18 protein-coding genes are annotated in these 21,730 nt (G+C 74.5%); 4 read left to right on the forward strand and 14 right to left on the reverse strand.

The genetic code is table 11. The features are described from left to right. The first annotated feature begins 212 nt into the window (after positions 1–212). A complete protein-coding gene (locus tag C229_RS32480) occupies positions 213–1,673 on the forward strand; it encodes an RNA polymerase sigma factor (protein WP_081639693.1) in 1,461 nt (486 codons plus the stop codon). Between the two features lie 7 nt (positions 1,674–1,680). Here C229_RS32480 and C229_RS0101590 read toward each other — a convergent pair whose 3' ends face one another. The 7 genes from C229_RS0101590 to C229_RS29045 form a co-directional block, all read right to left on the reverse strand. After that, complete coding sequence (locus C229_RS0101590) at positions 1,681–2,937, reverse strand: PucR family transcriptional regulator (RefSeq protein WP_018653325.1); 1,257 nt, start codon at positions 2,935–2,937, stop codon at positions 1,681–1,683. 94 nt (positions 2,938–3,031) lie between these two features. Beyond that, positions 3,032–3,610, reverse strand: coding sequence for a GTP-binding protein (locus C229_RS0101595; protein ID WP_018653326.1), 579 nt, complete (start codon positions 3,608–3,610; stop codon positions 3,032–3,034). Beyond that, positions 3,588–3,983 carry a DUF742 domain-containing protein gene (locus C229_RS0101600; protein WP_018653327.1) on the reverse strand — a complete coding sequence of 132 codons (396 nt, stop codon included), beginning with the start codon at positions 3,981–3,983 and terminating at the stop codon, positions 3,588–3,590. The genes C229_RS0101595 and C229_RS0101600 overlap by 23 nt, the downstream gene beginning before the upstream one ends. Positions 3,984–3,989: 6 nt before the next feature. After that, positions 3,990–4,397, reverse strand: coding sequence for a roadblock/LC7 domain-containing protein (locus tag C229_RS0101605; protein ID WP_018653328.1), 408 nt, complete (start codon positions 4,395–4,397; stop codon positions 3,990–3,992). Then, positions 4,394–6,544, reverse strand: coding sequence for a sensor histidine kinase (locus C229_RS29040; protein WP_051108841.1), 2,151 nt, complete (start codon positions 6,542–6,544; stop codon positions 4,394–4,396). The genes C229_RS0101605 and C229_RS29040 overlap by 4 nt, the downstream gene beginning before the upstream one ends. 287 nt (positions 6,545–6,831) lie before the next feature. Next, entirely contained in the window at positions 6,832–7,680 is an 849-nt protein-coding gene (locus C229_RS0101615) for an oxygenase MpaB family protein (protein WP_018653329.1), read from the reverse strand. A gap of 65 nt (positions 7,681–7,745) precedes the next feature. After that, the gene (locus C229_RS29045; RefSeq protein WP_081639695.1) at positions 7,746–9,335 is read right to left on the reverse strand and encodes a carboxylesterase/lipase family protein; all 1,590 of its coding nucleotides are present in this window, start codon (positions 9,333–9,335) and stop codon (positions 7,746–7,748) included. A 118-nt stretch (positions 9,336–9,453) separates the two neighbouring features. On the opposite strand from C229_RS29045, the gene C229_RS0101625 reads away from it, so the two are divergent. Further along, positions 9,454–10,119 (forward strand): TetR/AcrR family transcriptional regulator, encoded by a 666-nt coding sequence (locus C229_RS0101625; RefSeq protein ID WP_018653331.1) that lies wholly within the window; start codon positions 9,454–9,456, stop codon positions 10,117–10,119. Between the two features lie 49 nt (positions 10,120–10,168). Here the strand turns inward: C229_RS0101625 and C229_RS0101630 are convergent, their stop codons facing one another. The 7 genes from C229_RS0101630 to mfd all read right to left on the reverse strand — a co-directional run bounded on the left by C229_RS0101630 (position 10,169) and on the right by mfd (position 19,355). After that, positions 10,169–10,525: a tetratricopeptide repeat protein gene (locus C229_RS0101630; RefSeq protein WP_018653332.1), complete on the reverse strand. Its 357-nt coding sequence runs from the start codon at positions 10,523–10,525 to the stop codon at positions 10,169–10,171. Positions 10,526–10,584: 59 nt separating this feature from the next. After that, the gene (locus C229_RS0101635; RefSeq protein WP_018653333.1) at positions 10,585–10,788 is read right to left on the reverse strand and encodes a hypothetical protein; all 204 of its coding nucleotides are present in this window, start codon (positions 10,786–10,788) and stop codon (positions 10,585–10,587) included. Positions 10,789–10,804: 16 nt separating this feature from the next. Continuing rightward, positions 10,805–11,749 (reverse strand): NADP-dependent oxidoreductase, encoded by a 945-nt coding sequence (locus tag C229_RS0101640; protein ID WP_018653334.1) that lies wholly within the window; start codon positions 11,747–11,749, stop codon positions 10,805–10,807. Between the two features lie 84 nt (positions 11,750–11,833). After that, positions 11,834–14,053, reverse strand: coding sequence for a transglycosylase domain-containing protein (locus C229_RS0101645; RefSeq protein ID WP_155884543.1), 2,220 nt, complete (start codon positions 14,051–14,053; stop codon positions 11,834–11,836). Between the two features lie 136 nt (positions 14,054–14,189). Then, positions 14,190–15,155 (reverse strand): nucleoside triphosphate pyrophosphohydrolase, encoded by a 966-nt coding sequence (locus C229_RS0101650; RefSeq protein ID WP_018653336.1) that lies wholly within the window; start codon positions 15,153–15,155, stop codon positions 14,190–14,192. Next, positions 15,152–15,805: a SurA N-terminal domain-containing protein gene (locus C229_RS0101655; protein WP_026313364.1), complete on the reverse strand. Its 654-nt coding sequence runs from the start codon at positions 15,803–15,805 to the stop codon at positions 15,152–15,154. Before C229_RS0101655 ends, C229_RS0101650 begins: the two co-directional genes overlap by 4 nt. Before the next feature lie 40 nt (positions 15,806–15,845). After that, positions 15,846–19,355: a transcription-repair coupling factor gene (mfd, locus tag C229_RS0101660; RefSeq protein WP_026313365.1), complete on the reverse strand. Its 3,510-nt coding sequence runs from the start codon at positions 19,353–19,355 to the stop codon at positions 15,846–15,848. Positions 19,356–19,555: 200 nt separating this feature from the next. On the opposite strand from mfd, the gene C229_RS0101665 reads away from it, so the two are divergent. Both C229_RS0101665 and C229_RS0101670 read left to right on the forward strand, forming a co-directional pair. Next, positions 19,556–20,140: a TetR/AcrR family transcriptional regulator gene (locus tag C229_RS0101665; protein ID WP_018653339.1), complete on the forward strand. Its 585-nt coding sequence runs from the start codon at positions 19,556–19,558 to the stop codon at positions 20,138–20,140. Further along, the gene (locus tag C229_RS0101670) at positions 20,137–21,696 is read left to right on the forward strand and encodes an MFS transporter (protein WP_018653340.1); all 1,560 of its coding nucleotides are present in this window, start codon (positions 20,137–20,139) and stop codon (positions 21,694–21,696) included. The genes C229_RS0101665 and C229_RS0101670 overlap by 4 nt, the downstream gene beginning before the upstream one ends. The last annotated feature ends 34 nt before the right edge of the window (positions 21,697–21,730 follow it).

Genomic DNA, 21,730 nt, shown 5'->3' on the forward strand with positions numbered 1-21,730 from the left:
CACGCGGCGGCGAATCGTGGCCGACCGTGGCCGCGCACGCGTCGGCGGCCTGGTCAGGCGAGGTGGACCCCCGTGGACAAAAAGGCCGGAGAAACCCGTACCGAACTGAGTGGTTCTGTGGTTTTTAGGGGGTTAAATGCGAGGGCGGTCGTGTCGGGGGGTTCAGGAGGGTTGTGGGCAATGCGGCTGTCGGGTTGGATTGCGTGGTGGTGATGGGCGTGGCGACGGAGTCGGACGCCGTTCTCGTGGCGGCGGCGCGATCCGGTGACGAGCAGGCATCGGGAGAGCTTTTCCAGCGGCACCACGGTGCTGTCATGGGGTATGCCCGGGGGCTGGTGCGCGATCAGCACACCGCCGAGGACCTGGCCAGCGAGGCGTTCGCGCGAACGTTCGCGGCGCTGCGCGACGGGCTCGGGCCGCGCGAGGCGTGCCGCCCGTACCTGTACGCGGTCGTGCGGAACACCGCCGTGGACTGGGCGCGGGCCGGGCGGCGGACCGTCGTCACCGACGAGGTCGCGCAGTGGGCCGACCGGCCCGCCGACGAGCCGCCCGACGTGGACGAGAAGGACGCGCTCGTGCGCGCGTTCCGGTCGCTGCCCGAACGGTGGCAGACCGTCCTGTGGTACACGGTCGTCGAGGACGAGCCCGTGCAGCGCGTCGCGGATCTGCTCGGGCTGCGCGCCGGGGCGGTCGCGCAACTGTCGTTCCGGGCGCGGGAGGGGCTGCGCAAGGCGTTCCTGGCGGCCAGCGTCGGTGACCGGCCCGAGTGCGCCGAGTACACCGGGCAGCTCGCGGCGACGGTCCGTCACCCGGCGCGGCGCCGCAGCCGGGCGCTGCGGCGGCACATGGACGTGTGCGAGCGGTGCCGCCGGGCGTCGGCGGAGATGGTCGACCTCAACGGCCGGTTGCGGATGGCGCTGCCGATCGGGCTCGTCGTGCTGGAGCCGTCGTCGGGCTCGCTCGGCGACCACCTGCCGGTCGCGGCGCTGGCGGGGTGGCCCGCGAAGGCGGCGATGGCGGGCGCGGGCGCGCTCGTCCTGACGATCGTGATCACGACGCTCGGCGGCGGCGACCCCGACGGTCCGCCGCGCGCGGCGCCTCCCCCGGCGACGGTTCCGGCCGCGCCCGCCGAGCCGTCGCCCGGCCCGCGTCCGGCGACGCGCGCGCCCGAGGCCGTCCGCGCCGAGCAGCCCGCCCCGCGCGCGCCGCGCAACGGCGGCGGCGGAACGGCCCGCGTCTCGGCCCCGGCGCGGAACGCGGCGGGGACGCCGTCGCGCATCCGCAACACCACGCTCCAGTCCTGCCTGGCGCCCGACGGCGGCTCGGTCGTGCAGCGCGCCTGCTCGGGCGCGAACACGACGTGGCGCCGCCGCGACACCGCGGGCGGCTTCACGCTGCGGAGTTCCGCGACCGGGCGCTGCATGACGCGCGGCACCCGCACGGCGGGCGTCCCGTGGGAGGGCGGCGCGCAGTACACGGTGACGACGGCGCCGTGCGGCGGCGCCGACCAGGTGTGGAAGCTGGTGCAGTTCAGCCCCGGGGTGCAGCGGCTGGCCAACGGCGACGGCTGGTACCTCCAGGCGAGCTGGTCGGGGCTGCGCGCGGTGACGCTGAAGCCGTCGTCGTTCGCCGGGATGGCGGCGCAGGGCTGGTCGGTGAACGCCACCGGCTGACCGGGGGTCACCCGGTGCGCAGCCGCCGGTCGTCGGCGGGCTCGGCGTTGAGCGCGAGCCACGCCTGGAGCGCCATGTGCAGTTCGAGGCGTCCGGTCGTCGCGTACATCGTCTCGCCGAACAGGTCCGACAGGCGCCGCAGCCGGTAGCGGACGGTCTGCGCGTGCAGGTGCAGCCGCCCGGCGACCTCGGTGGCGTTGAAGCCGCATTCGAGCGAGACGAGCAGCGTCTCGGCGAGCCGGTGCCGGTGCGGCGGGCGGACGCCGAGCAGCGGCGCGAGCCGCCGCTCGATGACGCGTTCGACGAGTTCGCGTTCGCGCATCATGACGATGATCGGCATGTGCATCTCGACGGCGATGGGCGCGGAGTCGTCGATGAGGCCCTGCGCGGCGAGTTCGAGCGCGTCGCGGGACAGCCGCAGCGACTTGGCCAGCTCGGTGACCTCGACGGTCGGGCCGACGGCGGCGCTCCAGCCGCGCAGCCGGCGTTCCCAGAGCTGGTGGCGGCCGGGGCCGTCGGGGTCGGGGACGATCAGGCACGGCTCGGGCAGGTGCAGGCCGGGCAGGATGTCGGCGGACAGCGTCGGCGGGCGGGTGCCGGGGCCGCGCGGGCTCAGTGCGACGACGGCGGCGGTGCGCGGCAGCGCCCAGGACGCGTCGCGGGCGGCCTCGCGCAGCTCGGTGACGCCGGGCCCGGACCGGGCGAGCAGCAGGTCCAGCAGGTGCCGGCGCCGGTCCTGGAGGGAGCCCGCGGCCTGGGCCTTGGCCTCGTTGTGGCCCTCGGTCAGCAGGGTGGAGAGCTGGTTGAGGTAGTCGAACACGGCGTGCGCGAAGCTCGCGACGGTCGCGGCGCTGACGCGGTGCCCGAGCCCCTGCGCGGCGGCGGTGAGCCCTTCGAGGGCGACGCCCGCGGCGATGCGGGCGGCGGCGTGCCAGGCGTCCAGGGTGCGGCCCGCCTCGGCCTCCTGCGCGCCGACGCGCCGCCAGAACGCGACCATCTCCCCCGCCCCGATGCCGGGTTCGGCGAGCAGGTCGAGGAAGTGGCCGATGCCGTCGCCGACGCCCCGGGCGATGAGCGCGGTGCGCTCGGGGTCGCCGGGACGGGCCAGTTCGGGCAGCTCGACCTCGATGCGGCGCGCCGCCTGGGCGGCGATGTCCGGCACGAACGGACGCAGCGCGACGGCGATCGAGGGGGCACATTCGAGCGAGACCCCGATCTCGACGCGCCGCTCGGGAAGGGGGACCGCCAGACTCAGATCAGGCATTGAGCTCTCCTTCGCGGGGAACGACGTGCAGGAGAGACGCCGTGGCAAGCATTCGATTACGGGGTCTCGCGAGAATTTCTTCGGCGGACCCGGATCAGACGGATTCGCCCACGCGCAGCGCGTGGTCGATCAGGGCGACGAGGACGGTACGGGCCGAATCGGGACGGCGGGCGTCGCAGAGGACGACGGGGACGTGCGGGTCGAGGTCGAGCGCGACGCGGATCTCGTCCTCGGTGTAGGAGGCGGCGTCCTCGAACTGGTTGACGGCGATGACGAACGGGGCGGAGCGCTGCTCGAAGTAGTCGATGGACGCGAAGCTGGCGGTGAGGCGGCGGGTGTCGACGAGGACGACGGCGCCGACGGCGCCGCGCGCGAGCTGCTCCCACATGAACCAGAACCGCTCCTGGCCGGGCGTGCCGAACAGGTAGAGGACGACGCCGCCGCCGAGCGTGATGCGGCCGAAGTCCATCGCGACGGTCGTGCGGCGCTTGGCCTCGATGGCGCGCAGGTCGTCCACGGCGGCGCCCGCCTCGCTCAGGTCCTCCTCGGTGGACAGCGGGCGGATCTCGCTGACGGACCCGACCAGCGTGGTCTTGCCGACGCCGAACCCCCCGGCGACGAGGATCTTGTAGGCGGCGGGTGCCGCGCCGTCAGAGCGCGCGGAGTTCGTCACGGATCTTCCTCAGAATCGCGGGGTCGAGCCGGTCGGTCGGCGCCCGGCGGGCCACCTCGACGAGGCCCTGGTCGAGCAGGTCGCCGATCAGGACCTGCACGACGCCGAGGGGCAGCGCCACGTCCGACGCCAGGTCCGCGACCGTGCAGGGGCGCGCGCACAGCGCCAGCAGGCGCCGCTGCTCGGACGCGAGCCGGGCGCCGTCGGGGAGGCGCGCCCCGGTCGCCCGCAGGATCGTGACGAGGTCGAGCGCGCCGCCGCGCGCCCGGGTGCGGCCGCGGGTGAGGGCGTAGGGGCGCACGAGCGGCCCGGCGGCCTCGTCGACCCAGCGTTCCCTGCGGGCGTCCCCGCCCCGGTCCCGGCCCGTGTCCACCGCCGGTCACCCCGTGCGATCCGCGCGGGGTGGCGCCGTCAGGTGCGAGCGGACCCGCTTGACGAGCATCGTCATCTCGTAGGTCACCAGGCCCGCGTTGGCGCCCGCCTCGCTGAGCACGGCCAGGCAGCTTCCCGAGCCCGCCGGGACGACGAAGAACAGCCCGTCCTCCAGTTCGACGACCGTCTGCCGCACCTCGCCGGAGTCCAGGTGGGGGCGGGCGCCGACCGCGAGGCTGAAGAACCCGGCGGCGAGGGCGGCCAGGTACTCGGCGTCGTCGCGGGCCAGGGTGCGCGAGGCGCCCATCACCAGCCCGTCGCGGGACAGCACGAGCGCCTTGCGCACCGCCCCGACCCGGTCGAGGAGGTCGTCCAGCATCCAGCCGAGTTCTCCGCCGATGTCCTGCGCGGTCATGGTGTCCCCTCGTCGTCGCGGCCGCGCTGCCAGCCGCTCTGCATCGCGTCCCACAGGTCACGGGACGCCTCGGCCGGACGGTCGCCCGGATCGTCCGCGTCCTCCGGTTCGGCGCGGAGCTGCGGTGCCAGGCTCGCCATCCGGCGGCGGCGCGGCAGCTCCGGCCGGTCGCCGCCGCCCGGGTCGGGCGCGGCCGCCACGGCGGGCGCGGGCGGGACCTCGGCCGTGCGGCGCGGTGCGTCCGGCTCCCGGTCGGCGGGGTCCGCGACCAGCGCGTTCGGGACGAGCACGATCGCGGTCGTCCCGCCGTACGGCGACTCCTGGAGCGCCACCCGGACGCGGTGCCGGGCGGCGAGCCGCGTCACGACGAACAGGCCGAGCCGGTCGGAGTCGGCCAGGTCGAACTCCGGCGGCCGGGCCAGCAGGTCGTTGAGCCGGGCGCGTTCGGCGGCGTCGATGCCGATGCCGCGGTCGATGATCTCGATGGCGTAGCCGCGGCCGACCGCCTCGCCGCGGACCGTCACCTCGGTGTTCGGCGGGGAGAACACGGTGGCGTTCTCGACCAGTTCGGCGAGCAGGTGGACGACGTCGGCGACGACGCCGCCGATCAGCGCCTCGTCGCCGGACGCGGCGACGTCCACCCGCGCGTAGTCCTCGACCTCGGCGACGGCGGCGCGCAGCACGTCGGCCATCGGCGCGGGACGGCTCCACTCGCGGCCGGGCGCGGCGCCGGACAGGATCACCAGGCCCTCGGCGTGCCGGCGCATGCGGGTGGTGAGGTGGTCGAGGCGGAACAGGTCGTCCAGCACCTCGGGGTCGGTGGCGCGGCGTTCCATGGCGTCGAGCAGGCGGAGCTGGCGGTGCAGCAGCGACTGGTTGCGGAACGCCAGGTTGAGGAACACGCGGTTGACGCCGTCGCGCAGCGCCGCCTCGCCGATGGCGCTCTCGATCGCGGTGCGCTGCACCTGGGTGAGCGCGTCCGCGACGCGGGCGACCTCGGTGGTGCGGGCGCCGGTGAGCGGCGGCGTCTCGGCGGCGGCGTCGACGCGTTCGCCGCGCCGCAACCGCGCCACGACGCCGGGCAGCCGCTCCTGCGCCAGATTCCGGGCGCCGTCCTGGAGGTCGCGCAGCTCGCGGCCGAGCCGGCGCCCGACGACGATCGACAGCAGGATCGAGAGCGCCACGGCGAGCAGGCCGAGGCCGCCCGCGACGACGAGGCGGAGCACGATGCGCTCGGCGATCGGGCGGGCGTCCTCGGTGAGGCGCTTGCCGCCCAGGTGCAGGGCCCGCGCGAACGCGGCCGTGACCGGCCGGACGGCCTGGGCCCACTCCCCGGCGGGGGCCTGCGACGTGCTCGGCCGGGCCGTGGCCAGCGCGTCCTCGGCGGCGCGCAGGCGGCGGTATTCGGGCGACGCGGCGACGCGCTCCAGGTCGGCGCGGGTCGCGCCGGCCAGTTCGCCCAGCGTCGCGTCGAACGTGCTGCGGCCCGACGCCGCCCAGCGCGTCACCGCGAGGAGTTCCGGGCCGCCGAGCCGCCGCCCGGCCGCCGCGGCGGAGCCGACGAGGGCGTCGGCGCGCAGCGTGAACTCCAGCGAGCGGATCATCTCGGTGAGGGCGCGGCCGGACTTGTAGAGCTGGATGTCGCTGATGATGATCAGGCTGCTGATCACGCGGAGCGTCGCGTCGACCATGCCGGAGTAGCCCTCGACGGCGTCCACGCGCGTCATCGCGCCCCGGTCCACGGCGGCGCGCAGGGCGGGCAGGCCGTCGAGGTGGCGGGTGAGGTCGGCCAGGCGTTCGCGGGTCTCGGGCTCGGCGTCGGCGCGCAGGGCCGTCCCCCGGTACCGGGCGAGCAGGGCGTCGGTGCGGGCGCGCTGCTCGGCGACGGCGGCGGCCTGGCGTCCGCCGGTCGTCAGCGACGCCAGCGAGACGCCGCGCTCGGTCTGGAGCTGGACGGAGAGGTCGCCGACGGGGACGCCGATGCCGTCGTAGGCCGCGCGGACCTTGTTCCGGTCGAGCGCGGAACCGACCGTGACGCTGGCCGCGAACGCCCACAGCGCGACGAGCGACACGAGCGGGACGATCAGCAGGATGAGGAGCCGCGTCCGGATGGAGCGCAGGCGGGGCGAGGTGGGGGGTGGGGTCATCGCCGCGGTCATCCTCCAGGGGCGGGTGGAGTCCGATGCGCACCGGCGGCGCGCCCGGCACCGGGTGACCGGTCGTGTCACGGGGTGGTTCAGGCAGGGTCGGAGCCTGAGGACCGGTGAACGTGGCCGTGTTCCGGCAACCGCAATATGCCCTTTTGGGTCATTGCGTCGATCGCGCCTGCGTCATGATGACCGGGCGTGCGGTGAACGCGCAAGGGGGATCGGGCCACCGCCGCCGATCGGAGCGTCCGGCGGCCTCATCCGGCCAGAAAAGGAAGGCGGCGGCCTCAGACGATCGGGCGTCCGGTGCGCATGCGGCGGCGGAAGTCCCACAGGTGGTAGGTGAAGGGGAAACCGGCCAGGACGGGCGGGAGCAGCCGGTGGACGACGGCGGCCGAGCGGCCGAAGGCGGTGAAGGCGGCCTGGCGGCGCGGGCCCCAGCCGAAGCCGAACTCGTCGCGGAAGCGCTGCGGGAGGAAGCCGGTGACGAAGAACTGGTGCGTCCGGCCGAGCGGTGCGGCGACGGGGCCGGGCAGGAAGCCGAGGCGGGCGAAGGACGTCAGGTAGTCGCGGGTGAGCGCGTCGGTGGAGACGCGGTCGAGCGAGGCGTCCCAGTAGGCGGCGAACGCCTCCCGGTCGGCGGGCCACTGGCCGGCCGCCATCTGGAGCGTGGTGCCTAGCCGGGCGCCGTGCCGGTAGAGGGCGTCGAGGTCGGCGGCGGAGGCGCCCGGGTAGAGCATCCGGTAGACGTCCTCGGTGCCCTTGTAGAGGCAGGCCGCGACCCAGAGCTGGAGGTCGCGGTCGAACGCGTTGTACCGGACGGGGTCGCCGGGCCGCGAGCGCACCGGCCGGTGCGAGCGGTTCACCTCTTCGCGGAGGTGGGCGCGTTCGTCCTCGGTGCCGAGGTAGGCGACGGCGAGGTACGTCAGCGTCGTCCGCGCCCGTTTCAGGGGGTGCCGGTCGATCCGCCCGCTCTCCACCGTGCTGCGGGCCACGCCGTGTCCGACGGGCAGCCGGGAGAGCTGCATGACCACGTTGGCGCCCGCCGCGCCGAGCGCGAAGCCGGACAGGGCGTTGCGGGCGGCGCGCGGGATCTCCGCGTCGCGGGCGCGCGTCCGGGCTGGGGCACGGCCCATGCGAGACCTCCGAGTAAGTGGTTACTTGCATCAGGGGTCACGATGCAGGGCCGCGCCCCCGGCTGTCAACCGGCCGTCGGGGCGTCCCAGACGGCGCAGTGGTGATCGGCGCGGAACCGCTCCCGCGTCAGCGGGCCGATCGCTCCCGGCTCCAGCCGCTGCAAACCGCCCGCCGCGTACGACGGCCAGTCCGGCAGCCCCGGCGCGCGGGGCGTGCCGTGCGCGGCGAAGGCGCCCCAGTAGCGGCCCATCGCCTCGGCCAGGCGGCGCCGGTCGCCCGACAGCGGCACGTCCGGGAGGGGGCCGAGCGGGCGCTGGAACAGGTACGACTGGTCGGTGCCGTGGAAGGAGCCGAGCGGCATCCCCCACCAGCCGTCGATGAGGTCCCCGAACGGCACCGTGCCGTTGAACTCGTAGCCGCCGACCGGCACGCCCTGAGCGGCGAACCGGCGGCGGTCCGCGTCGATCGGGCAGGCCATGCCGTCGGTGATCACGGCCGCGTACGCCTTGTCGCGGGTGCCGTGGCGGGCCGCGGTGTACGCGGCGCGCATCCCGGCGAGCCGGGCCGCGCCGCCGCGCGCCTCCACGACGAGGAGACGGTCCAGGTCCTCGGCGGTCACCCGCCGGAAGTGGCGCCAGTGGTACAGGCCCGCGACCATGAGACGGCCCTCGTGCCGGGTGTTGCCCGACAGGAACGGAACCCGCCGCACCAGGCCCCGGTCGACGAGCCGCGACGGCAGGTCGGGCAGCGTGACGCCGTCCACGGTCGGCGTCCACGGGGGCGGCTGCTCGGTCGCGATGACGTTGACGTCCCACTCCGTCCGCTTCCGGATCTCCGCCACGGGACGGGCCTTCATGCAGGCGAGCTGCCCGGCGCCGTCCGGGCAGCCGAGCCCCCGTCCCAGTTCCCGCGCCGCCGCCCGCATCCGCGCGGCGTCCGGCGCCACCAGGGCGTCGCATCCCGCGCTCTGCGCGACGGCGCGGGAGAACAGGCCCGCCGACGCCGGGGAGACCATGTGCGCGCACACCGAGATCCCTCCGGCCGACTGGCCGACGATCGCCACCCGCGCCGGGTCGCCGCCGTACGCGGCGATGTTGCGGGCGGTCCAGCGCAGCGCCGCCTGCTGGTCGAGCAGCGCGAGGTTGACCCGCCGGTCGGTGCCGCCGGGCGGCGCGAAGAAGCCCAGCGGGCCGAGCCGGTAGTTGAACGTGACCACGACGGTGTTCGTGGACCGGGCGAGCCGCGTCGGGTCGGGGATGTCGCCCCGGCCCTCGTAGAAGCCCCCGCCGTAGATCCAGAACAGGACGGGACGCGGCGCCGCCGACGCTCCGGCGGGCTTGGTCACGTTGACGGACAGGCAGTCCTCGCTGAATCCCGGACCCGAGCCCGAGCCCTTGACGAACGGCACGCAGGCCGGTCCGAACCGGCCCGCGTCCCGGACGCCGGTCCAGCCGCCGTCGTCGCGGGGCGGCTCCCACCGGCCCGCCGACGCGTACGGGAGGCCCCGGTACGCCCATGTTCCGTCGGCGGCGATCCCGCGCACCGCGCCCTGCGGCGACTCCACGACGGGGACGCCCCCGTCCGCCCGCGCCGTCACCGCCCCCGGGGTCAGCAGCAGCGCCGCCGCGACCAGTATCCGGACCACACGTCTCATGCCGCACCCGCTCTCGTTCGCCTCCGGGACGAGAGCATTAAATAGACACAACCATTGAACTGTCTATATAGCGCGGTGACAACGTCCGGCCGTCCCATCCCGTACGCTCGGACGCGGCATGACCAGTCACGACGATCCCGGCCCGGCCCCGCGCAGGCCGCGCGGCCGTCCGCCCGGCGGCGGGCACACCCCCGTGCAGGCCCGCGACAAGCTGCTGGACGCCGCCGCCGAGAGCTTCCGCACCGCCGGGATCACCGCCACCACGATGACCGGCATCGCCCGGCGGGCCGGATTCACCCGCGCCGTGATCTACCGGCACTTCAGCGGCCGCGACGACGTGGTGGACGCCCTGACCCGGCGCACGCTGGACCGTCACCTGGCGACGATCGCCGTCCGGTTCGCGGAACTCGACGACCCCGCCGAGATCATCGTCGGGTCGCTGGTCTTCATCGCGACCGAGGTCGGCACCGACCCGCTGCTCGCCCTGCTGTCCGAGCATCGCGGGCGGCACACCGTCGTGCACCTCATCGAGAGCTCGCCGGAGATCGGTGAGCTGGTCCTCAGCATGTACGCGGCGGGGCTCAAGCGCTTCGGCCGGCGCGGCCTGCGCCCCGGCCTGGACGCCCACGACGGCGCCCGCTTCATCGTCAGCACCGCCCTGGCCTTCCTGCTGGACGCCGTCCCCGGCGTGCGCGGCCCCGAGCAGGTGCGGCGCTACGTCGTCTCGTTCGTGCTGCCCGGCCTGATGGCCGACCCGCCGCCGGTGCTCCCGCTGGACCCGTGACACGCCGCAGGCCCCGCCGGACGGGCGGGGCCTGCGGGGTCGTGCCGGGTCAGGCCAGGTCGGCGGCGGTCACCGCGACCTCGATCTCCTCGGTGGGACCGACGCCCATGGCCGAGGCCATGCGGCGCGGCCCGGCGGCCTCCGCCGCGCGGCCGGAACGCTCCAGCGTCCGGGCCAGTGCCTCGTAGGCCCAGCCGTTGCCGGGGTCGAGGTCGAGCAGGTCGCGGAAGGCCCGCTCGGCGCGGGAGAGCTGCGCGCTGTGGAAGTAGGCGCGGGCCAGCAGCTCGACGGCGGCGCGGTTGCCGGGGTCGGCGGCGACGATCGGCGCGAGCAGCCGGGCGGCGGTGGCGAAGTCCCGTGCGTCGAAGAACTCCGCCGCGCGGCCGAACTCCTCATAGGTCGTCATGGAACTCCTTCCGGGGCCGTCGTGGTCGGGCACCCCGCCCAACCGCGCCCGGCCCCCGTTCATTCCCCCAGTTCGGCGCGGAGCCGGTCGCGCTCCTGCTCCAGCACCTCCATCTGCCCGTCGCGCTCGGCGCGGGCCTGGAGATCCTGGCCGGAATCCCCGAAGTCGGCGGGCTCGTCGTCGTTGTCACCGAGTTCGCCGCGCAGCGAGCGCAGCGTCTTCTCGATCTCGGTGAGCCGGGCGCGCTTCTCGTCCTCGCTCAACGGTGTTCCCCTCGGGTCAGATACGGATGACGGTCTTGCCGCGCGAGCCGCCGAGCCGGGCGGCGGCGATCGCGACCGGAGCCTCCCCCAAAGCGACCTCGCGATGCACGGCGACGCGTATCCGTGCCGCGTCGATCATCTCCGCGATGCGCTCCAGCAGCTCCGAGGTGATCTCGGCGTGGACGTTCTCGCCGCGCAGCTCGCGTTCGGCGGTCAGGTCGTCCGGGACGGACCCGATGGTGCTGAGGTAGACGCCGCCGGTCTTGAGCAGGCCCGCCAGCTCCGTGACCTCGTCGCGGGAGCCGACCACGTCGAGGATCGCGTCGATGCCGTCCGGATGATCGGCGAGCAGCCGGGCGCTCAGGTCGCCCGCCGTGTGGTCGATCGTCTCGGCGGCGCCGAGCCGCTTCATCTCGTCGATCATGTCGTCGCGGGCGGTGGCGATCACGTGCGCGCCCATGTCGGCCGCGTACTGGACGGCGGCCTGGCCGACGCCGCCGGTCGCGCCGACGACCAGGACGACCTGCCCGGCGTCCACGCGGGCGGTGTCGACGAGGGCGAACGCCGTCCCCGTCGCGGTCGGCACCGCCGCCGCCTGCGTGTAGATCATGCCCGCGGGCATGGCCGCCAGCGGCGCGTCCTCGCGGACGACGGCGTATTCGGCGTAGCTGCCGACGCCGCGCTCCGCGTCACCGAACCGGCCGAAGATCTGCTCACCGACGGCGAAGCGCGTCACGCCCGGGCCGATACCGGCGACGACACCGGCGCCGTCGGTGCCGAGGACGAGCGGGAACGACGCGGGCATCGCGTCCTTGAAGGCCCCGTCCGCGATCTTCCAGTCGACGGGGTTGACGCCCGCCGCGACGAGCTTGACCAGGATCTCCCCCGGCCCCGGCTCGGGACGCGGCAGCGTGACGGCGAGCGGCGGGGCGCCGTAGCCCTCGACGGCGATGGCTCGCATGGTGGTCCCCCGATCCACAGGCGATGATCTACCTGGCCGGGGCATACCCTGCGGCTCCGCGCGCCACACCGGGGAGGGCGCCGGTCAGCCGGGACGTTCCTGCGGCGACCGGCGCGGCTTCGGGTCGCGTTCGCGCGGCTTGTCGCCCTCCTCCTTTTTCTTCTTCCGGTCGTCGCCGGGCTTCTTCTTCGGCTTCGGCCGCTCCTCGCCCGTGCCCTTGGCGTACAGGTTGCCCGCGGGCCGGTGGAACGGCGTCGCCGCGCGGCCCGACAGCGCCCGCGTCATCGTGTCGCGCCAGATCGGCGCCGGGATCGTCGCGCCGTAGACGGCGCCGTAGCAGCGGCCGTCCATGCACAGCGACGTCATCGGATGCCGGTAGCCGCCGCGCGGGTCGCCCACCCACACCGCCGACGCCAGGTCGGGCGTGTATCCGGCGAACCAGGCGGCGGAGAAGTTGTCGACGGTGCCGGTCTTGCCGGCGGCGGGACGCCCGAGGCCCATCCCGGCGGCGGTGCCCTTGGTCAGGACGCCGGACAGGACGTGGTTCACGCCGTCGGCGGTGGACTTGAGCATCGCCCGGCGGCAGCGCGGCTTGGGCACCGGCAGCGCCTTGCCGTTGCGCCGCGTCACCTTCGCGATCGCGACCGGCTCGCAGTACACGCCGCGCGCGCCGAACGCGGCGTAGGCGGCGGCGAGCCGCAGCGGCGACACCGGGTTGAAGCCGAGCGTGAACGACGGGTACTGCTGGAGCTTGCGGCCGTTGCCCTGCCGCATCCCGAGCCGTTCGGCCATCTGGACCGTCTCGCAGAGCCCGACGTCCTTCTGGAGGGCGAGGAAGTAGGTGTTGACCGAATGGTGGGTGCCGGTGACGAGACTGAAGGACTTGCCGCCCTCACCGTCGGCCGAGTTGCGCAGCACCGTGCCCGGGTCACCGACGCGGCGCCCGGAGCAGTCGCGGAAGCCGACGGCCTCGTAGCCGCGCGGCGCCATCAGCTTGTCGCCGAAGACGCGGCCCTTCTCCAGCGCGGCGGCCAGCGTGAACGCCTTGAACGTCGATCCGGCCTGCATGCCGATGCTGGACCCGTGGCTGGCGTCGGCGGCGAAGTTGATCCACGTCTTGCCGCGTTCGCGGTCGGGCCCGAGCGCGCGGTCGACGGCCATGCCGCGGATCGCGCCGGTGCCGGGCTCGACGAGCGCCTGCGCGGCGGCCTTGCGGGCCGAGTTGCGGGGCGGGACGTGCCGGTTCACGGCGCGCTGCGCGGCCTTCTGCGTCTTGGGGTCGAGCGTGGTCCGGATCGTCAGCCCGCCCTGCTTGAGCAGTTTCTCCCGCTCCTTGGGGGACTTGCCGAACGCGGGATCGGTGAGGATCTCGCGCTGGACGTAGTCGCAGAAGAACGGCGCCCGGCTCGTCACGCAGCCGTTGGGCGTCTTGGTGACGCGCAGCCGCAGCGGCTGGGCGCGGGTGTCGGCGGCCTGCCGGGGGGTGATCCAGCCGAGCGTCTCCATCCGCGTCAGGACGATGTCGCGGCGCTCGCGGGCCGCGCCGGGATGCCGGACCGGGTCGTAGGCGTAGGGGTAGCGGATGACGCCCGCCAGCAGCGCGGACTCGCCCAGGTTCAGCTTCGCGGCGGGCTTGCCGAAGAAGTGCCGGGCGGCGGCCTCGATGCCGTAGGCGCCGTCGCCGAAGTAGGCGATGTTGAGGTAGCGCTCCAGGATCTGGTCCTTGCTGAACCGCTTCTCGATCGCGACCGCGTACTTCAGTTCGCGGATCTTGCGGGCCGGGGTGACCTCCTGTGCCTCACGCCGTTCCCGCGCGTTCTCCGCCTGCGAGATGAGCAGGTTCTTCACGTACTGCTGGGTGATGCCCGACCCGCCCTGCTGCACCTCGCCCGAGCCCATGTTGCTGACCAGGGCGCGCAGCGTGCCCTTGGAGTCCAGGGCGCCGTGGTCGTAGAAGCGGTCGTCCTCGATGGCGAGGACGGCGTGCCGGGCGATCGGCGCGACCTTCGCGAGCGCGACGTCCACCCGGTTCTCGAAGTAGAACGTGGCCAGGTGCGACCCGTCGGCGGCGAGCACCGTGGACCGCTGCGGGACGCCGTCGGTGCTCAGCTCGTCGGGGTCGTCCTCGAACCACCGGGCCGCGTCCCGCGCGCCGACGCCCGCCGTGCACGCGGTCGGCGCGAGCAGCATCGCGACGAGCACCCCGGCGAGCAGCCCGAGCCCGCCCAGGTCGCGCAGCGCGGTGAGCTTTCGCTCGACCCCGCGACGGGGGCGGAGCCGGTGCAGCGCCGCTCCAGAGGGCATGATCATCCTCGCTTCGCTCCGGATGATCATGCCGCGGATGCGGCGCGACCCCGCCTGCGGGCGGTGCGGGGCTATCCGAGGACGTTCGCGCCTGTCCGAGGGTGTCCATGCCGATCCGGGGGTCCTGTGGTCGTGGTCAGCGTAGCCGCTTCTCGTGGTCGCGGACGGTCTGCGCGAACGCGCGGGACGTCGCGCGCAGCTCGGCCTCGGGGTCGTGACCGGCGGCCTGGGCCTCGCGGACGAGCGCGAACAGGCGGGCGCCGTACTCGGGGCCGGGGACGTCGTAGGCCGCGTCGGGGACGTCGGCGCGGCGGGCGCGGCGCTGGAGCTGGGCCGCCAGGGACAGCGCGGGCTGCGCCATCGGGACGCCGTCCAGCACGGACGCGTCGTCGCCGTCGCGCTCGGCGCGCTCGGCCTTCTTGATCTCCTCCCAGTTCGCGTTGACCTCCTCGGCGCCCGACACCGCGACGTCCGCGAACACGTGCGGGTGGCGGCGGATCAGCTTGTCGACGATGCCGCCCGCCACGTCGTCGATGTCGAACGCCGTCGCGTCGTCGCGCTCGGCGGCGACGACGGCGTGGAACGCGACCTGCATGAGGACGTCGCCCAGTTCCTCGCGCAGCGCGTCCAGGTCGCCGTCGGCCACCGTGTCCGCGACCTCGTAGGACTCCTCCAGCAGGTACGGGACGAGGGTCTCGTGCGTCTGCTCGCGGTCCCACGGGCACTCGCGGCGCAGCGTGTCCATGACGGTGACCAGGTCGAGCAGCCGGGCGCCGGGCACGTCCCAGGAACCGTGGATCACCTCGATGTCGAGCGGGTCGTCCAGGATGAGCGTGCCGAGGTCGCGCAGCAGGCGTTCGTCGCCGTCCTGCGCAGCCAGGAACAGCACCGGCTCGCGCCGCGCGGCGGCGATCAGCGCGGCCGGATCGGGGTCGGTGACCTGCTCGGCGCGCACCCCCGCCTCGTCCAGGTAGGGCAGCAGCGGGTGGTCGTGCCGGGCCAGGACGCGCGCGGCCGACCGCAGCGCGTCCCAGCCGCGCCACGACAGCAGACCGGGCGCGACGCGCGGGCTGGAGCCGAGCAGCGTCAGCGGCGCGGTCATCGGATGCCGGTCTCGGTGGCCGACAACCGGGTGCGCGGCTGGGTGATCGTGAGCTGCGACGGGTCGAACGCGCCGCCGAAGCGCGGGTTGATCGTGACGCGCATCGAGCGGGCGGTGTCCTGCATGCGCCGCTGCACGTCCTGCGCGGCGGCCATCGCCTGCGGGCTCTGCGGGTCGGCGTCGCCCGCGCCGCGCCGGATCAGCGCGTCCTGCTCGGCGCTGTAGCGGGCCAGGTCGCGGACGTACCGGACGGGCAGCCCGTTGCCGAGCGCCACGGCCTGCGCGCGGGACGGCTCGACCCCGGCGAGCTGCCGGTCGATCGCGCCCGGCGTGATCTCGACGCCCGCGCGGCGCGCCGTCTCCTGCCCGACCTTGAGCGTGACGAGCGTGTTGAGCGCCAGCCGCATCCGCTGCTCGCTGATCGTGTCGGGGCCGATGCGGCCGCCGCGCGTCATGATCTCGTTGGCGAGGGGGTTGCCGGGGAACTGCCGCTGCCACTCCTGGACGGCCCGGTCGAGCGTGGACACGGTGATGCGCTCGTCGTCCACGATGGCGGCGCTGCCCGCCTTCACCGGCGACCCGCCGCATCCGGCGAGCGTCGCGGCGGCGAGGGCGGCCACGGCGGCGGCCCTGAGCTTGGTCCTCGGCACGGGAGCTCCGATTCCGTCGGGAAAGTTGATCGTGGGCAGCTTAGGGGCGCGGGGTTTCCAGGAACAGCGCCTCGACCAGGTCGGTCGCCCACGTGAGCAGTTCCTGGTCGCGCAGCGGGCGCCCGCCGAGCGCCGCCGTCTTCGGCGCCGGGACGAGCAGCGTGCCCGTCGCGGGCTTGAGCAGGCTCTTGGGGTAGAGCCGCTGGAGCCGGACCTGCCGCGACTCGGGCAGGTCGGCGGGCGCGAACTTGACGAACGTGCCCTGGAGGGCGACGTCGGTGAGCCCGGCGGCGCGCGCCTTGGCGCGGAACCGCGCGACCTCCAGCAGGTTGAGGACGGGGACGGGCAGCGGCCCGAACCGGTCCTTCAGCTCCTCGTGCACCTCGGCGATCTCGGCGTCGGAGGTGATGGCGGCGATGCGGCGGTAGGCGTCGAGGCGGAGCCGTTCGCCGGGGACGTACTCGTGCGGCAGGTGGGCGTCGACGGGCAGTTCGACCTTGGTGTCGGGGGTCTCCTGGACGCCGCCGTCGTCCTTGAGGTCGCGGACGGCCTCACCGACCATCCGGACGTAAAGGTCGAACCCGACGCCGGCCACGTGCCCGGACTGCTCGGCGCCGAGGATGTTGCCCGCGCCGCGGATCTCCAGGTCCTTCATCGCGACGTACATGCCCGCGCCGATCTCGGTGTGCTGCGCCAGCGTCGCCAGCCGCTCGTGCGCGGTCTCGGTGAGCGGCGTCTCGGGCGGGTACAGGAAGTAGGAGTAGGCGCGCTCGCGGCCGCGCCCGACCCGGCCGCGGAGCTGGTGGAGCTGCGACAGCCCGTACATGTCGGCGCGGTCGACGATGAGCGTGTTCGCGTTGGGCACGTCCAGGCCCGACTCCACGATCGTCGTCGCGACCAGCACGTCGAAGTTCTTCTCCCAGAAGTCGACCATGACGCGTTCCAGCTCGGTCTCGTTCATCTGCCCGTGCGCGGTCGCGATCCGCGCCTCGGGGACGAGCCGGGACAGGTTCGCCGCCACCCGGTCGATCGACCGGACGCGGTTGTGCACGAAGAACACCTGGCCCTCGCGCAGCAGCTCGCGGCGGATCGCGGCGGCGATCTGCTTCTCCTCGTAGGGGCCGACGAACGTCAGGATCGGGTGCCGCTCCTCGGGCGGGGTGAGGATCGTGGACATCTCGCGGATGCCCGTCAGGCCCATCTCCAGCGTGCGCGGGATCGGCGTCGCGGACATGGCGAGCACGTCCACCTGGGTGCGGAGCCGCTTCAGCTCCTCCTTGTGCTCGACGCCGAACCGCTGCTCCTCGTCGATGACGACCAGGCCGAGGTTCTTGAACTTCGTCTTGGACGACAGGATGCGGTGCGTGCCGACGACGACGTCCACGGTGCCGTCCGCGATGCCGCGCGTCGTCTCGGTGATCTCGGCGTCGGTCTGGAACCGGCTGATCGGCTTGACCGTGACCGGGAAGGCGCCGAACCGCTCGGCGAACGTGGACAGGTGCTGCTGGACGAGCAGCGTCGTCGGGACCAGCACCGCGACCTGCTTGCCGTCCTGCACGGCCTTGAACGCCGCCCGGACCGCGATCTCGGTCTTGCCGTAGCCGACGTCGCCGCAGATCAGCCGGTCCATCGGGACGGGCTTCTCCATGTCCTGCTTGACCTCGTCGATGGCGGCGAGCTGGTCGGGCGTCTCCACGTAGGGGAAGGCGTCCTCCAGCTCGCGCTGCCAGGGCGTGTCGGGGCCGAAGGGGTGGCCGGGGCTGGCCATCCGCGCCGAGTAGAGCCGGATCAGCTCCCCGGCGATCTGCCGGACGGCCTTGCGCGCCTTGGACTTGGCCTTCTGCCAGTCGGCGCCGCCGAGCCGGTGCAGGCTGGGCGCCTCGCCGCCGACGTAGCGGGTCAGCTCGTCGAGCTGGTCGGTGGGGACGAACAGCCGGTCGCCGCGCGCGTACTCCAGGATCAGGTACTCGCGGGTGGCGCCCTGCACGGTGCGCGACACCATCTCCACGTACCGGCCGACGCCGTGCTGCTCGTGCACGACGTAGTCGCCGGCGGTGAGCTGGAGCGGGTCGATGCCGCCGCGCCGCCGGGACGGCATCCGCCGGGCGTCCTTGGTGGACGACTTCTGCCCGGACAGGTCGGTCTCGGTGAGGACGGCGAGCTTGAGCGCGTCCCAGACGAACCCGTTCTCCAGCAGGCCGGTCGTGACGTTGACGATCGAGGGGCGCGGTTCGCCGGTGACCTCGGTGAGGGCGGCGCCCAGGCCCTCCTCCCCCATGAGCTGCACGAGCCGTTCGGCGGGGCCGTGCCCGGCGGTGACCAGGACGATGCGCCAGCCGCCGTCCACCCAGCCCTTGAGGTCGCCGACGACGCGGGTCGTGTCGCCCCGGTACGCCTCGGCGGCGTGCGCGCCGAGCTGGACGGCGTCGCCCTCGGGGTTGAGGGCGGTGACGGTCCAGCGGGGCAGGCCGAGGTCGCGGCTGTGCTGCCGGACCTCCTCCAGGGAGCGGAACGCGGCGGCGCCGAGGTCGATGGGGGCGGCGCCGCCGGCGGCGGCGTTGACCCAGCTCGCGTCCAGGAACTCCTGGCTGGTGCGGACCAGCTCGACCGAGCGGGTGCGGATGCGCTCGGGCTCGCAGACGAGCAGCGACGACCCGGCGGGCAGCAGGTCGGTGAGCAGTTCCATCCGCTCGGCCAGCACGGGCGAGAACGCCTCCATGCCCTCGACGGTGTCGCCGTCGGCGATGCGGAGCAGCACGTCCTCCAGGGCCGGGTGCTCGGCGGCGAGCAGCCGGGCGCGCTCGCGGACCTGCGGGGTCAGCGGCAGCTCGCGGCACGGCGGCGCCCACAGCCCGCCCGGCGCGATCTCCAGGGAGCGCTGGTCGGCGGCCTTGAAGTAGCGGACCTCCTCGACGGTGTCGCCCCAGAACTCGACGCGGAGCGGGTGCTCCTCGGTCGGCGGGAAGACGTCGAGGATGCCGCCGCGCACGGCGATCTCGCCGCGCTTCTCGACCAGGTCGACGCGGTGGTACCCGGCCCCGACGAGGCGGCGGACGGTGTCGTCGAGGTCGGCGTCGTCGCCGCCGCGCAGCCGGACGGGCTCCAGATCCCCGAGCCCGGCGACGATGGGCTGGAGCACGGCGCGGACGGGCGTGACGACGACGTCGAGCCCGCCGCCCTTGCCGTCCTCGGTGCCGATGACGTCGGCGGCGCCGGGGTGGGCGAGGCGGCGCAGCACGGCGAGCCGCTGGCCGACGGTGTCCGAGCGGGGCGACAGCTTCTCGTGCGGCAACGTCTCCCAGGCGGGGAAGTGCGCGACGCGGGCCGGGTCGAGCAGGCTGGTGAGCGCGGCGGCGAGGTCTTCGGCCTCGCGGGCGGTGGCGGTGACGGCGAGGACGGCGCCGTCACCGGTGGTGCGGGCGAGCGCGGCGGCCAGCAGCGGCCACAGCGGCGCGGGCGCCACGATCTCGTGGTCGGTGCGCGCCTGCTGGAGCGCGGCCTTCAGCGCGGCATCGGTACACGCCAGGTCGACCAGTCCGGAAAGCGTCATCATCGCCCTTTCGGGGCACGCGGCCCCCGCGCCCGCATCGGCCCCGCACGAGGGGCAACCCGAAAAAACCGGAAACCCCTTCGAGGGGCCCGGTGCCACCGTCCAGCCTACGCGCCCCACCCGCCCCCGCGTGCACGCGGGGTTGAGACAGGAATGTAGCATCTTGGACAGAACTGTCGCAGACGTGGAAGGAGGCGGACGTGGACCGCGCCGAGCGCATCCTCATCGACGCCACCCGGGCGCTGAACGCGGAGCCCGCGGCCTCCACCGGCCGCATCGCGGAACTGATCGGCATCAGCCGCGCCACCCTGCACCGGTACTTCGCCACCCGCGAGGCCCTGCTGCACGCCCTCGGAGACCGGGCCGTCACCCGCTGGGAACGCTCCCTGGACGCCGCCGGCGTCGAGACCGCCGCCGCCACCGGCGACCCCGCCCGGCTCGCCGCGACGCTGCGCGCCCTGCTGCACGCCTACACCGCCGACGCCGAGGAGCACGGCTTCGCGCTCACCGACCACTTCGTGCTCGCGCTGCCCGACCTCGTCGCGCGCGCGACCGTCCTGGAGGACCGCGAGGTCGCGTTCTACACGGCGTGCCAGCGGGCGGGCGTCCTGCGCGCCGACCTGCCGGTGCGCTGGATCGCCGGCGCCGTCTACGGGCTGCTCGTCACCGCCCGCGACGGCGCCCGCAACGGCGACGTCGCGCCGCGCGACCTGCCGGGACTCGTCGTCGACACCTTCCTGACCGGCGCGGGGGCGCGTCCGGCCGCACGAGAGGACACGCCATGACGCTCGGCCACCCGGCCCCGGGGGCGACCCCGGCGGTGCCGCCGCCGCATCCGCGCCGCTGGGCGGGCCTGGCGGTGCTGTGCGCCAGCCTGCTCATCGTCACCATGGACATGACGATCCTCAACGTGGCGCTGCCCGAGATCTCGGCCGACCTGCGGCCGTCCTCGGTGCAGCTCCTGTGGATGGTGGACGTCTACTCGCTCGTCGTGGCGGGCCTGCTCGTCACCGTCGCCGCCCTCGGCGACCGGTGGGGGCGCAAGCGCATGCTCGTGCTCGGCTTCTCGATCTTCGGGCTGGCGTCGGTCGGCGTGCTGTTCGTGGACAGCCCCGGCGGCGTCATCGCGATCCGGGCGCTGCTCGGCGTCGGCGGCGCGATGATCATGCCGTCGACGCTGTCGATGATCCGGCACCTGTTCACCGAGCCGCGCGAGCGCGCCACCGCGCTCGGCGTCTGGGCGACGATGGCCGCGCTCGGCAGCGCGCTCGGGCCCGTCGTCGGCGGCGCCCTGCTGGAGGCGTTCTCCTGGCACTCGGCGTTCCTGTTCAACGTGCCGGTCATGGTGGTCGCCGTCGTCGCGGCGCTGTTCCTGCTGCCGGAGAGCCGCAGCCCCCGGCCGGGCCGCCGCGACCTGCTCTCCACCGCGCTGATCATCGTCGGGATGGTCACGCTCGTCTACGCGATCAAGCACTTCGGTAAGGACGGCCTCGCCCACCCCGAGACGTGGGTGCCCGGGATCGTCGCGGCGGTGACGCTGACGTGGTTCGTCCGGCGGTCGCTCACCCAGCGCGACCCGATGCTGGAGGTCCGGCTGTTCAAGGGGCGGGCGTTCACCGCCGGGACGGTCGGCGCGCTCACCGCGAGCCTCGCCATCGCGGCGACGCTGCTGCTGCTCGCGCAGTGGATGCAGCTCGTCCAGGGCTACTCGCCGCTGGCCACCGGCGTCCGGCTGCTGCCCATGGCGGTCGCGGCGGCGATCGTCTCGCCGCTGTCGCCCGCCCTGGCGATGCGCGTCGGCGCCCGGACGGTCCTGGCGGGCGGCCTGGCCGTCAGCGGCGTCGGCTTCATGGTGCTCTTCCTCGGCCCGCAGCCGCTGGACTATCCGCTCGTCGCGGTGTCGCTGGTGCTGGTCGGCGCGGGCCTGGGCTCGCTGGCCATCGCCTCGGCGGTCATCATGGCGGGCGCCCCGGCGGCCAAGTCCGGCAGCGCCGCCGCGATCGAGGAGACCAGCTACGAGGTCGGCGCCACGCTCGGCGTCGCCGTCCTCGGCAGCATCGCCGCCGCCCAGTTCCGCTCCGCCCTGAACCCCGGCGAGCTGACCGCCGACGGCGTCCACGGCCCCGCCGTCGACGCCGCCCGCGAGTCGCTGGCCGGGGCGCTGGAGGTCGCGCACCGCCTCGGGGACGCCGGGTCCGGCCTCGCCGCCACCGCCCGCGCCGCCTTCACCGACTCACTGGAGACCGCCGGCCTCGCAGGCGGCCTGCTCATGCTCGCCGCCGCGGCACTCGTCTGGTTCCTCACCCCCCGCGAACTCAGCATCGCGGACGCCGAACACTGAAGGCACGGAAGGGGCTCCACCAAGAACCGGCAAA

This window comes from Actinomadura flavalba DSM 45200, assembly GCF_000374305.1.
In the GTDB taxonomy this organism is placed as follows: domain Bacteria; phylum Actinomycetota; class Actinomycetes; order Streptosporangiales; family Streptosporangiaceae; genus Spirillospora; species Spirillospora flavalba.

Bases quoted from the DNA above. Each gene is read 5' to 3' on its own strand.
- C229_RS0101670 (WP_018653340.1), top strand. From the start codon at position 20,137: ATGACGCTCGGCCACCCGGCCCCGGGGGCGACCCCGGCGGTGCCGCCG.
- C229_RS0101640 (WP_018653334.1), bottom strand. From the start codon at position 11,749: ATGCGAGCCATCGCCGTCGAGGGCTACGGCGCCCCGCCGCTCGCCGTC.
- C229_RS29040 (WP_051108841.1), bottom strand. From the start codon at position 6,544: ATGACCCCACCCCCCACCTCGCCCCGCCTGCGCTCCATCCGGACGCGG.
- mfd (WP_026313365.1), bottom strand. From the start codon at position 19,355: ATGACGCTTTCCGGACTGGTCGACCTGGCGTGTACCGATGCCGCGCTG.
- C229_RS0101615 (WP_018653329.1), bottom strand. From the start codon at position 7,680: ATGGGCCGTGCCCCAGCCCGGACGCGCGCCCGCGACGCGGAGATCCCG.
- C229_RS0101605 (WP_018653328.1), bottom strand. From the start codon at position 4,397: ATGACCGCGCAGGACATCGGCGGAGAACTCGGCTGGATGCTGGACGAC.
- C229_RS0101590 (WP_018653325.1), bottom strand. From the start codon at position 2,937: ATGCCTGATCTGAGTCTGGCGGTCCCCCTTCCCGAGCGGCGCGTCGAG.
- C229_RS0101630 (WP_018653332.1), bottom strand. From the start codon at position 10,525: ATGACGACCTATGAGGAGTTCGGCCGCGCGGCGGAGTTCTTCGACGCA.
- C229_RS0101645 (WP_155884543.1), bottom strand. From the start codon at position 14,053: ATGCCCTCTGGAGCGGCGCTGCACCGGCTCCGCCCCCGTCGCGGGGTC.
- C229_RS0101650 (WP_018653336.1), bottom strand. From the start codon at position 15,155: ATGACCGCGCCGCTGACGCTGCTCGGCTCCAGCCCGCGCGTCGCGCCC.
- C229_RS32480 (WP_081639693.1), top strand. From the start codon at position 213: ATGGGCGTGGCGACGGAGTCGGACGCCGTTCTCGTGGCGGCGGCGCGA.
- C229_RS29045 (WP_081639695.1), bottom strand. From the start codon at position 9,335: ATGAGACGTGTGGTCCGGATACTGGTCGCGGCGGCGCTGCTGCTGACC.
- C229_RS0101625 (WP_018653331.1), top strand. From the start codon at position 9,454: ATGACCAGTCACGACGATCCCGGCCCGGCCCCGCGCAGGCCGCGCGGC.